The 12235-nt window shown below is 37.0% G+C and carries 12 protein-coding genes; 9 read left to right on the forward strand and 3 right to left on the reverse strand.

Annotated elements, in window-relative coordinates; all coding sequences use genetic code 11:
- The first annotated feature begins 8 nt into the window (after positions 1-8).
- Both G504_RS0109165 and G504_RS19175 read left to right on the forward strand, forming a co-directional pair.
- Positions 9-563, forward strand: a complete 555-nt coding sequence (locus G504_RS0109165) for a DinB family protein (RefSeq protein WP_083930720.1) — start codon at positions 9-11, stop codon at positions 561-563.
- Between the two features lie 254 nt (positions 564-817).
- The gene (locus G504_RS19175) at positions 818-1594 is read left to right on the forward strand and encodes a DUF6090 family protein (RefSeq protein WP_019669873.1); all 777 of its coding nucleotides are present in this window, start codon (positions 818-820) and stop codon (positions 1592-1594) included.
- A 248-nt stretch (positions 1595-1842) separates the two neighbouring features.
- Here the strand turns inward: G504_RS19175 and G504_RS0109175 are convergent, their stop codons facing one another.
- Entirely contained in the window at positions 1843-3147 is a 1305-nt protein-coding gene (locus tag G504_RS0109175) for a serine hydrolase domain-containing protein (RefSeq protein WP_019669874.1), read from the reverse strand.
- A gap of 259 nt (positions 3148-3406) precedes the next feature.
- Between G504_RS0109175 and G504_RS0109180 the strand changes: the two genes are divergently transcribed.
- The 3 genes from G504_RS0109180 (at position 3407) to G504_RS0109190 (ending at position 6722) form a co-directional block, all read left to right on the forward strand.
- The gene (locus G504_RS0109180; protein WP_019669875.1) at positions 3407-4663 is read left to right on the forward strand and encodes an MFS transporter; all 1257 of its coding nucleotides are present in this window, start codon (positions 3407-3409) and stop codon (positions 4661-4663) included.
- Between the two features lie 148 nt (positions 4664-4811).
- A complete protein-coding gene (locus tag G504_RS0109185; protein ID WP_019669876.1) occupies positions 4812-5333 on the forward strand; it encodes a YybH family protein in 522 nt (173 codons plus the stop codon).
- 369 nt (positions 5334-5702) lie between these two features.
- Entirely contained in the window at positions 5703-6722 is a 1020-nt protein-coding gene (locus G504_RS0109190) for an META domain-containing protein (RefSeq protein ID WP_026348483.1), read from the forward strand.
- On the opposite strand, the gene G504_RS0109195 is transcribed toward G504_RS0109190, so the two are convergent.
- Positions 6706-8469 carry a mechanosensitive ion channel family protein gene (locus G504_RS0109195; protein WP_019669878.1) on the reverse strand — a complete coding sequence of 588 codons (1764 nt, stop codon included), beginning with the start codon at positions 8467-8469 and terminating at the stop codon, positions 6706-6708. The two genes, G504_RS0109190 and G504_RS0109195, sit on opposite strands and share 17 nt — an antisense overlap.
- 350 nt (positions 8470-8819) lie before the next feature.
- Between G504_RS0109195 and G504_RS0109200 the strand changes: the two genes are divergently transcribed.
- Positions 8820-9089, forward strand: a complete 270-nt coding sequence (locus tag G504_RS0109200) for a hypothetical protein (RefSeq protein WP_019669879.1) — start codon at positions 8820-8822, stop codon at positions 9087-9089.
- Positions 9090-9178: 89 nt separating this feature from the next.
- Here the strand turns inward: G504_RS0109200 and G504_RS0109205 are convergent, their stop codons facing one another.
- The gene (locus G504_RS0109205; RefSeq protein WP_019669880.1) at positions 9179-9508 is read right to left on the reverse strand and encodes a winged helix-turn-helix transcriptional regulator; all 330 of its coding nucleotides are present in this window, start codon (positions 9506-9508) and stop codon (positions 9179-9181) included.
- A gap of 140 nt (positions 9509-9648) precedes the next feature.
- Here G504_RS0109205 and G504_RS0109210 point away from each other — a divergent pair, with 140 nt between their 5' ends.
- The 3 genes from G504_RS0109210 to G504_RS0109220 all read left to right on the forward strand — a co-directional run bounded on the left by G504_RS0109210 (position 9649) and on the right by G504_RS0109220 (position 12211).
- The gene (locus tag G504_RS0109210) at positions 9649-10470 is read left to right on the forward strand and encodes a CPBP family intramembrane glutamic endopeptidase (protein ID WP_019669881.1); all 822 of its coding nucleotides are present in this window, start codon (positions 9649-9651) and stop codon (positions 10468-10470) included.
- A gap of 49 nt (positions 10471-10519) precedes the next feature.
- Complete coding sequence (locus G504_RS0109215; RefSeq protein WP_019669882.1) at positions 10520-10888, forward strand: cupin domain-containing protein; 369 nt, start codon at positions 10520-10522, stop codon at positions 10886-10888.
- Between the two features lie 102 nt (positions 10889-10990).
- Entirely contained in the window at positions 10991-12211 is a 1221-nt protein-coding gene (locus G504_RS0109220) for an alpha/beta hydrolase-fold protein (RefSeq protein ID WP_019669883.1), read from the forward strand.
- Positions 12212-12235: the final 24 nt, after the last annotated feature.

A 12235-nucleotide genomic window follows, 5' to 3' on the forward strand; every position in this document is an offset into this window, starting at 1 on the left:
TTAAATCAATGATGGAAAGAAGGAAGTCTTTGAAATTGATGTCAGGGTTTGCACCAATGATATTTTTACCAACCAATAATACAGTAATTCCAAAAAAAATTGATTCCGCACAATTGTTGCGAATGTTTGTATTAAGAATGAAGAGCATTGAATCATATTGCTACGAACTGTTTAAATCTATGCCATTATCTGATTTTGACTTTCAACCCACTGCGGAGATAATGCCATATGGAAAGCTATTTACTCACATAGGAAATGGATTGGAGATTTATGCCGGAGTTCTCGATGGTTCATCAGTAGATAAAGAACCCGACTCCTCTGACAATAATAAAATTTTGGACTATGTTCAGAACGGTTTTAATCACTTTAATAAGGTTTTAAACCAACAAAATGACAAAGATCTCTTTTCCAGCAATCATCAATATCCTGATGAAGCACCATGGAAAGAATTTAGCATTGCAGAAATAATAATGCTGGCCTATAGTCATACCACCCATCACCAAGCCCAGGCTGCAGTTTATTTAAGGCTAAAAGATATTACCCCTCCCAAATATCGATTTTAGAATATGATCTATAGCCTCTTTTTTTAAATGGGATAAAGGTTGCTCCCGCAAATTCCCACTCCATTGTATATGCAAGTATACTGTTTTGGCTTAATGAATATTTCTTAGGCTACATAGAAATAATGCAAGGTAAGAAGGTTCCTTCTATAATGCTGGACTACGTATTTTTCTTTTAAGTAAATAACATAGATTGACTTAAAGTCTTAAACAAATTCATTACCTTAGAAAGAACAGCCAATTCCTATGTTCGTCTCATGATAACTTTCTTTGGTAAAATTCGCAGAAAACTTGCTGATGACAACAATATTCTGAAATATACCCGCTATGCCGTAGGTGAAATTTTATTGGTGGTTATAGGGATTTTGATTGCATTACAGATTAATAATTGGAATGAGGAGCGGCAAACAATTATTAAAGAAAAAAGTTATTTGCGGTCAATATATCAGGATTTAAAGACAGATCTCGGGAATATTGAAAATAATATAGAAAAATTATCCAATCAGTATGCAATTGGGTTTAGAGTACTTAATTCCCTTGAACAAAAAGAAACAATAAGAATAGATTCTGCAACCCTGGCAACAAATATTGGCTGGGAATTAACGCAGATTATCCCTGTGGAGCGCAAGGAGAATACCTGGGATGGTCTTAAAGTACGAGGAAGCGAGACTTTAATATTTGGCGATTCTCTTAAAGTGCTTTTAAATAATTTTTATGGGGACTTTGACCTCAATATTGAGCGGTTTAACCAGTTGCCCAAAAAAGTGCGGGAAGATTTACGCCTGGAAACCGGTAAGTGCCATGATTATAACAGTGTAAAAGGAGTTTATGAAAACGGAATTAATTCTTATGGAGAATTTTCTCCTTACCTGCGTTTTTGTATTTTGTCTAATGATAAAATTCCTGCACTTATTGGCGCTGTTAGCCTATCCTGTATAGTTAATATAGGTTTGCAAAAGGAATTAAAAAAAGAAGTGGAAAACGTAATTTCCTATATGGAAAATCAATTCCATTTTTTACAAAAGAAAACCTGAAACGGTTCTGCTTTCCGATTTTAAATCAATTTGAAGGTTTTTCTTTTCGTTCTGATTTTATCTTCTTTGGGAGAATAACTATACTTACGTATTGCCAGTATTGAAGCCGGGCATATTGGAATTAATTAGGTTCCCATCCTGGCTTTTGCTTTTGGGAAGTAACGATGCCAGCCAACAGTAAAACAACGGTTTAGTTATCTAATATGGTTTAACAAAATAATGTTGTTACCATTATTCCAAAGCGCTACTCATAGGTGAAGCATATTGTTAGGAACGCTGTTAGATGCTATCCTGGTGGCAGACTGGTCGTAGACCTTTTTAATAATTTCGTACAAGTCCGGCACTACAGTTCTTGCAAGCCTGGAATTATTGTTCAATAGTACACAAATCCCCAGATCTGCCTCGGGATAAACCGCTATTTCATTTCTGAAATTGTTTACACTCCCACCGTGGTGCCAAATGGTTTTTTCTTGCCTGGTCTGGTCCTCAACAAATTTGTGGATCCTCCACCCATAGCCATAATAAGATGCCTGGTGTCCCGGCCAACGCTGGTAATATTTGTAGTGGCCTTTAATTTCTATGGCAGGGTTAAAAGCTTCTTCTATTTCCTGCTTGCTCATAATCTCCGGGTTATGCCCAAGTAAAAATCGCATCCATCTGGCCATATCATCAGCGCTGGCATTTATACCTCCTGCGGCTATGGCATTGTAATAATTGTCCCTGAGCTTTTTGGATCTCCAGCTATTTCGTCTTTTTGAATGCGGTATTGCAATATTTTCTGTTTTTGCCAGGGTCTCATAATCCATGGTGGTGGAACACATTTCCAATGGCTTAAAAAACCTGTCCTTCAATGATGTGTTGATGTCCTCGCCGGTGGCTTTGTACATCATCTCCCCGGAAAGGGCAAACAGGGCATTCTGATAACTATATGTTAAACCGGGGTCACTTATAGGATCTACGTCTTTGAACCTTTTTGCAATTTCTGTCAATGGCAAACCGGCCTCAACCAAATTAGTATAGCTGTGGTATGGTGCTCCTGAAGTGTGCGATAGAATATTGGCTAAAGTAATTTTATCTGTATTACTGGGATCTCCCAACTGAAATTCCGGAATATAATCGCTAACCTTAGCTTCCCAGTCTATCTTGCCTTCATTTTCTAAATTGGCGGCCAATATCCCTGTGAATCCTTTAGAAAGAGATCCGAGTCTGAATACCGTTTGACCGTCAACTCCTGCATCGACGTTAATATTTCTTTTGCCGAATCCATCGGAAATCACAATCGAATCTCCTTTTACAATACTCACCCCTGCTCCTACTATTTGTCCTGATGCAATTGCTTTATCGAAATAGTCCTTTATGGCAAGCCTCAATTCCTGCTGTTTCCATTTATAGCGCTGAACAAATTTTTGATCTGCTTTGGTTTTAGCTGATTTATCTGTTGATAAGGCCTCTTTAGAGCCAGAAGTCGTTGCATCTGTTTTAATACTCATAGCAAGGGCAAAAAGGGCAAGAGCAAAAATCGACAGGACTCCCAGGATTTTGTATCGCGGCATAGGAAAAATACTATTTCGTTTGAGTTGTAACAAGATGAAAATAGGCTTTTATAAATTATTAACCGATTAAAAACGTGATTATTATGTATTTCATTGTTTTTCAGAGTGATTTTTATAGAAGTTGGAGGTAGAAGGTGGAATTGGGAAGTTGGAAGCGGGAAGAGAAATCTTGGTGTTATTGAGATATATTATCTTAGATGGTTTAAGTTGGAGATAATACTAATACAATTAGATCCTTACCTAAAATAAGCAAAACTCAATGCATAAAAATAAAGCCCCGTGGTACTTCCTCCTGTTACTAATACTAGCCGGGGAGTCTGTATTTATTCTTCCTTTTGTACTTTCAAGGGTCTTCAGGCCAACTGTCCTGGAGGCCTTTGGCCTGAACAATGTGGAATTGGGCATTTGTTTCACCGTATATGGCATAGTAGCCATGTTGTCTTATCTTTTTGGAGGACCCCTCGCCGATAAATACCCGCCCCGGAAATCGATAGCTGTGGCATTATGGATGACTGCCCTTGGAGGGCTGGTCTATGCCAATTTTCCCGGTTATACTATATTAAAAATACTTTATGGTTATTGGGGCTTTACAACCATTTTCATTTTCTGGGCCCCCATGATCAAGGCTACACGGGTCTGGGGTGGAACTGCTTCTCAGGGCAAAGCGTTTGGGTTCCTGGATGGTGGACGAGGATTAGTAGGGGCCCTGTTTGGGGTTATGAGTGTATTTGTTTTTTCACTATTCATAGATATTGACATCTCAGAGACAACCCTTTATGAAAGCAAATCTGCATTCAAGAATGTAATTTTAATTTGTTCGGGAATAGTTGTCCTTGTAGGCTTTTTGGTATGGTTCTTTATGAAAATGGATCGAAAAGCAGAAGAAGAGATAATCCTTGATAAAATAACGATATCTGAAATAAAAGAGGTACTTCGTTTGCCGTCCGTTTGGTTATTGATGATCATTATTTTATGTGCCTATGTAGGCTACAAAATTACAGATGTATTCTCCCTTTATGCCCGGGATGTGATGTTATATGACCAGGTGCAATCGGCCCAGATAGGTACTTTTTTGTTGTTTATCCGGCCTGTGATTGGCGCTTTAATCGGGGTTTTGGCAGACCGCACAGAAACCACCTATTGGTTGGTGGTTAGTTTTGTAGTCACATTTTTCGGTTCATTATTGTTCGCAACTGGTATTATTTCAAATTCAACGACAGCATTGTTTTTTACATCTATTTTGATCGTAGCAACCGGGGTTTACGCTGCCCGTTCTCTGTACTTCGCGGTAATGGAGAGGGGACAGATCCCGCTGATGCTGACAGGAACTGCTGTGGGCCTTATTTCACTTATAGGATATACACCGGATATATTTGCAGGACCGGCAATAGGATTTCTCCTGGAAAATTCACCGGGGGCAACGGGTCATCAGCATGTGTTCTGGCTGCTGGCATTATTTTCCTTAATTGGTTGTATCGCTGCCTGGTATTATTTCCGATTGTATGGAAAAAAGTAGCGTAGTTGCAGTGATCCAAAGCGGGAATCAATTATCCTGACATCAGTAATTTTATATACTGTCGTGGTGCTTAGTCCAATATCGGATAATTCTTTTTAATAAATATTGTACCTTTTATAGCAATTATTGACCAATCAATTATAAAATTATGAAAGCGAAATTGACATTTACTCTGACTATTATTTTTGCGATTTTAATAGTCGGATGCAAACAAAAAGAACAAAAAGTTGAAGTTGAGGAGGTGAAAATTGACCTTGTAAATGATGTCTTTCCAGAGTCTGAGGAAGCCATTAGGAAAACTATGGACAGTATTGCCCAAAGTGTTATGGATGGTGATATTGCCAGATTGATTTCCTTTCATGCATACAGCCCGAAGTTTACTGAATTTAAAAATGGAGAGCCAAGAAATGGTGGCCAGGAAAATGAAGAATTTGAAAGAAATGTATTTGGCTCGGTAACGGAAATCGTAAAATTTGATATGAATGATATGCAAGTTGCTGTATTCGGTGATGTGGCCAATGTAACCCTGCATTCCGATTTTCAATTAAAATTTGGAGAAGACCTTGCCGTGGTTAATGAACAAATCTCCCTGTTATTTGTTGATACAAAGGATGGCTGGAGGATAGTCCATGAGCATCCTTCTCCTTTAAAACAAGAAGAAAATGAATAAATTTCTGAACATACCCCTTCAGAAGGTAAATTTTTTAAATTGTTGTATTAAAAGGATCCGTATGTCACATTAGGGATCTGTTACCCTATTTAGATAAGAAGGTTATGTACCTCATTTTCATTTCTTTTTCGCATTCTAAAATAAAATCCATATACCTTACGCACCTTTAACACTGATTGTTATTGAGTGCTGAATCTATAAGAAAATGCAGCGATTATATTAAAGGCATTGATGGGTGTTAATGAGCAGGCAAATGATTATGGAAAAGTAAAATTATTTAAATGTGCTGATAAACCTAAAACTCGTGCAGTAATAGGAAAAACCATTTTATATTGGATATCTTATTGGAAAACCAAAATCTTAAACCATATGAAAATTCGGGTCATTGCAGCTTTTGTACTGTTTATATTTATGTCTTGTTCTTCAAAGAATGAGGAAACTATAGTTTTTTGGATTAGTGGCTTTAAACCTGTTTGCGATATGGGTGCCGGTAACACTAATTGTTTATTCATTTCCAAGACAGATAATTTACAACAAGAGAATTGGGAGCTGTTTTATTCCGCCATTGAGGGTTTTGAATTTGAAGAGGGCTTTTTAAAAAAAGTAAAAGTCCTGGTAACGGCACAGGACGATGCAGTTGCTGCCGATCAGTCTGCTATGCGTTATACACTCGTGAAGGAATTAGATAAAACAGAAGATAGCCGAGTATTACTGGCAAGGGACTGGGAGCTTGAATCTATGGCAGATCAGACCTTACAGACCAATCATCCGACGCCTTCCCTGACATTTAATTTATCGGGGATGCAGATAAACGGTAATGCAGGGTGTAACACCTATACTGGTAATATTAAGGAATTGGGTTTGGAAAGAATTACTTTTGATAACCTGCTCAATACTTTGCGTATCTGCGAAGCCCAATCTGTTGAAGATTCATATTTTAGTGCCATTCATGAAGTAAAGTCATTTAAAGTAAAAAACGATAAACTCTATTTACTCGATAAAGATGGAACACTAAAGTTGACTTTTACTCAAATGACTAAAACAAAACACAGGATAAGAATTAATGATATATGGGCAGCAGTAAGAATAGAGGGGTATCCTATTAACAGAATGGTAACTGTTCCAGGATTGGAGGTCAACACCACTGAAATGAAAATTTATGGAAATGATGGCTGCAATGACTACTTTGGAACGGTTAAGGATCTTACTGAAACCGCCTTTACTATTGAAAATATAGGTCCTACGAGGAAAATGTGTCCGGATATGGAGATTCCGGAGCGCTATAAACAGGCCTTGCTTAAAGTTAGAACCTACACCTTCAATGAACGTATTCTTATTTTAAATGATGATAATGGCAATGAGGTTCTCGCCTTTATGAAGGTTGATTAGAACCTTCGGGCGGATACTTTATACTACCTTTTAAACTTTCAATGGTTTGGTTATCGAAATTGGGTATGTTTAATTCATTATTCGCTATCCATTCTTTGACTTTGGCCTCAGCTTCAGTCTTTTTTGAATCTGAAAGTCCTTGATCCTGAGATAAATAAATAGTCTGAGAAGGAAAGGCGAACCCACTACCACTTTCTTCAATAACTTTTGCCAGTCTTAAATTGATATCTTCTTTAATACCAAGAAACTCATTCCAGTCTGCAGCCCGGACATAAGCAAAAAGTTCAACATTTAAAGAATCACTGCCATACCCCAAAAAACGGACACGTGCAGGATCCGGATTAACCTTGGGATGCGCATAAAGAATTTTTCGCAGTTCTACCAGGATATAGCGCATCTGATCTGAGGAGGTCTCGTACCTTAAACCAATATTGGTGTGGTATAAAAACATGTCTCTTTTGGCATAATTTTCAATTAACTGGGATGAAAAGTCTGCATTTGGTATAGTAACTATGGTACGCCCAAGTGTCCTGATACGCGTAGAGCGCATGCCTATTTTTTCGACCGTACCCAGGGTGTCACCGAATTTACAAAAATCGCCGACGCTCACGGGTTGATCAAATACCACTGATAAGCCCCCAACAATATTTTCCACTGTTTTTTGAGCACCCAGGGCCAGGGCAATACCACCAACACCTAATGCGGCAATACCCGCGGTTACATTAAATCCAAGGGTGTCAAAGGCTATAAGAATCGCAATGATAATAAGCGTAAATTTTGCACTATTCCTAAAAAAGGAAATCGCTGATAGGCCCCCAAAACTATTCTTCTCACGCAGGCGTTCTTCTCCGAGCGAGGACAGGGTGTCAATTAATAACCAGATGAATATAAATAAGGCCATCCACATTGCTATAAGATTCACAACGCTAAAACCTTGCCTTACAACAATGGATAGTTCCAGTATTCTGGATACGTTAACAATAACGATTACCGCCAAAACCAATCGTAATGGAATGAGAAGGGCTCTTAAAAACTTACTATATTTATTTTGATTGAAATTTCGCCAAAATAACCGCACCATCAATCTAATAAAGAGCGTTAGCAACCAGGCTATAAAATAGGAAGCAAAAGCCAGTGCTATAATGAGCAACCAATCTAAAATGGGAGCCCCCTGCCATTTGGAGAATAGAACACCACTGGCAGCCGGTTTACGTTCATAACTATCAGGATTTGCATTGATATAGGCTACGAGCCCTTCTGTAGTTTCACTTGAAACCAACCAGATTTCCTCATTGGTAGTTTTTGGAATCCGTTCCAGTAAAATAGAAATAGTATTACTATTTAAGTTAATAGTTCCAACCTGTTCCAGTATAGACCTTAAGCCATCATTGATATTGCCTTCAGGATTATTGCTAATAATACTAACCGGCGAAATGCTTCCATATTTATTGAGGACAACTTCAAATTTCTGCACCATGTGAACTACTGCTGAATCGCTGCTTTTTTCAGTAATAGCTGAAAAATCAAAATACTCCACTGCTCTTTCAAAATCTTCGTTAGCAATAGATTTGAATAATCCTGTGACCGTTCCTCTTGGGGTTGTGCGTCCTAACGGATCAGAACTAGCGCTATTTTCTTTGACTTTAGCGCTGTCTGTGTTGGTTTTAGGCAGAAGTTGAACAGCATGAACCTTAGTGGCCAGGATAAGACTAAAAACCAGGATAAAAGCGATGTGTATTTTTTTCATATGTATTTATATTAAACGGGGCATTTCAAAAAACGAAAGTAACAAAGGTCTTCTTATTTTACCAAAAAAATCTGTGCTCAAGATTTTAGATATTCGTCATTTAATGATCACTAAATTTAATGTAAACTTGTTCCCAATTTTAGATATTAAACAGCAGTTATCAATAAAAATTAGTTTATATTTATATTAGCACACTGGTTCGCCTATTACATCAAAATTAGAGTTCCCCCATACATATGATAAAAACTAAGGATACCCCCTTCAGGTATTATTATTGAAGGCAGGACCAATACTATTTGTGGCCATTATTAATGAAAAATTAAACACCATATCTTGGAAGGGCTTATAAAATGAACTTAATCAGCGAACATTGGGAACCTGCAGAAAATCCCACAAAGGAACAATGGCATGAATTCATGCATAAGTTTGAGAAGGATCCGGCAAAACTGATGCTATGGGAAGGAATTCCTACAGATGAAACCAAATCAAAATTATCAGAAATGGAGGTTGGATCCGTAGTATTTTCAGCATGTGCCAACACCCCTGCTTCTGGTGATTTTCTTACTGTCATGAACCAGAACATTGCCAACCTTAAAAGTTATATAGACGAATCAAAATAATCCGCTTTTAGCTTTATTGGCAAACCTATTTCAAAAAGGGTATCGCATTACACAGATTTAAAACCTAACAAAAAATATTTCATTTTAAATTAACTTTTATACCGAGCCATTTGATTTTCTCCCCAACTTCTTAGTTGTCCAATTAATGGAATTAGTTCCTTACCTGTCTCGGTAAGTGAGTACTCAACCTTAGGAGGAACTTCCAAATATACCTTTCTTGAAACTAACTCATCAGATTCTAATTCTTTGAGCGTCTGAGTAAGCATTTTAGGGGTAATTCCTACAATAGCTCTTTTTAATTCTCCATATCTTAAAACATCATCCCTAAGTACCCATAAGATGCGCCCTTTGTATTTACCTCCTACTCTTTTAAAGGCATAATCTACCGCACAATGTGCCTTCTCCTTATTTATTTTCATTTTTTTTCATTTTTAAAATACTGATAATCAACATTAGTATACTTTTAGTATGTACAGTACTTTTAAGTATGTACTTGTCAAATATATACTATTTCTCGTTATTTGCAATATATCCTTTCAACAATAATTTAAATAAACATATGATACCCTCTATTAAAAATCAATCCCCCTTTGTCATTGCCATTTCAATACTTGGAGTTATTGCACTAATTATGCTTGCACCCACAGAAGCAATGTTCAACAAAGTAATTAATGATGATTTTAAGTTAGAGTATATAGATCTTACATTTAAAATGGGCCTGATTTTTTTTATTGGCTACAGCTTTATAAGAATGCTAAAAATTCAAACACTTGCGGGCTTGTCAAGACAATTCCCCTGGAGATTCAAATATTTGAATTTAATCCCGGTATATTTATTCATCATTGGGCTTCTTAGTATCTACTCACGCGACTTTTCACAAATAGCGCCCACCAATCTTTTACTTTTGCTTTTTGCCTGCCTGATGGTGGGCTTTGCAGAAGAGTATCTGTTCAGAGGTTTATTACAAGCACTCTTCTTAAGGAAATATGCTTCACGCAAAAACGGCGTCTTTCTGAGTAGCCTATTGGCCTCGGTGTTTTTTGGTGCTTTTCATCTCCTAAACCTGGCCAGGAACGATAATGTAGGGCAAGTGCTGGTTCAAGTGGTTTATGCGATATTCATTGGATTCTTTTTTGGGGTATTGTTACTAAAAACCAATAAATTGATTCCTATTGCATTTACACACGGGCTTATTAACTTTTTCTTTTCACTGGCTTTTTTACCCGGTATTAAAACCCTGCAAGATGAGGCTGCGGAGACTGTTTCCTTTGCTCCGATAATATTGTTCTTACCACTGTTTATTATTGGCCTGTTGATTTATAAAAAACTCAACAAAAAGGAAATTATTGAAAAACTGGAGATTGAAAATATACACCATTAAAAAAGCGGATAGAGGCCTTCTTAGAATGTCTTTGCCCAATTAACAAAAAATGAATTCAAAAATAAACATACCGGTTACCCTGAATACTATTCCTAATTATTTTTCTCCCAAAATTATCGGGGAAGTGAATGATGTATATATCAAAATTGTAAAAATATTGGGTGAAAAAGTGCCTTGGCACAATCATAAAATTGAAGATGAGCTCTTCTACATTCTAGAGGGGTCTCTGGAAATTGAAATTGAAAACAAACCCTCATTTCAAATGAATAAGGGGGAACTATATATCGTAAAAAGAGGTGTAAATCATAAAGTGAGTTCTCAAAACGAATGCCATCTTATGCTGATAGAAAATAAAACAGCTTTGCATACTGGAGAGGTCTCCGCCGAAATTACAAAAACCATAGCAGAGCAAAAATGATTGAAACTCTAAACACACTTTAAGCCAATCAAAAAATATAGCAATGCTAACACAATGTAACATTAATGTTAGGGAAACGTCTTAAATATATACTATAATACTATGAACTATAAAACAATAAAAATTTCATTTGCAGCACTTGTTATAACATTTTTTCAATTTAGTGTTAATGCACAGTTGGCAGACAAAATAGCATTAACTGAAGATAATCAGCTTTTAGGTTTAGGAACACAGCATATCTTAAAATCTGAAATCTTACAAAAAGACCGTCCAATTATTATTTCATTACCCATTGGTTATGAAAACAATAAGGATACCTATCCTGTTCTTTATCTTTTGGATGGGTTGGGGAACATAAAACATCAGGTTGGTACGGTAGAACTCTTAACCGAATCTGGAGTCATTCCCCCAATGATCATTGTGGCCATAGAAAGTTTGGATAGGGCAAAAGATTTAACGCCATCAAATGCAGGAGCAGATGCTTATGCAGGAGCTAATACAGACATACCTCAAAGTGGAGGCGCTTCTAACTTCCTTGAATTTTTGGAAAGAGAATTAATTCCATATGTAGAATCAAACTTTCGAACGCATCCGTATCGCCTTTTGGAAGGGCATTCTTTTGGAGGCTTATTTTGTACATATGCACTGATGAATAAACCAGAACTATTCGATGCATTCATCATCCAGGCGCCCGCTTTATGGTGGAATAAAGAGGAAATGACCGGGCAAGCTAAAGAATTTTTCAAATCTAATGTCTCCCTGGATAAAGCCGTTTACTTTGGAACTGGCGGAGCAGAAGGCTGGGGGATGCGACAAGAGTTACTTCGTTATGTGGATGTAATCAAACAAAATACCCCTAAAAACTTCCGTTGGAAGCATGAAGAAATTCCTGGTGATGAAGAACATGATGATTCTCGTTTATTACTTAATTATTATGGATTGAAATTTGTGTTTTCCGACTTAAAGGCTTCGGAAGATTTGCAAAAGAATTATAGTGATGAAGCATTTTTAAAAGGTGAGCAGGAACTAATAGAGAAATATGGACAAAATGCCCGGAGGCCAGCCAGTGATTACGGTGGCATAATTATGGAATTGCTAAATACCGAGAATAACTTGGGAGCAATTACGGTGTATAAAAGAGCGGCCGAAGCATATCCAAAGTACATTATGTTTTTAAACACTTTAGCTACCTTATATGAGAAAACAAACCAAATAGACAAGGCAATTGAGACTTATAAGTCGGCGATTGAAGTTTCAAATAAATTAAAACTGGGAAACGAAGAAGGTTATCAAAAAGAAATTGAAAGGTTAGAAAAAACCTAACAATGTATATGCAAACACAAAGCA

It is taken from the genome of Eudoraea adriatica DSM 19308 (genome assembly GCF_000382125.1).
GTDB classification, from domain to species: Bacteria; Bacteroidota; Bacteroidia; order Flavobacteriales; family Flavobacteriaceae; genus Eudoraea; species Eudoraea adriatica.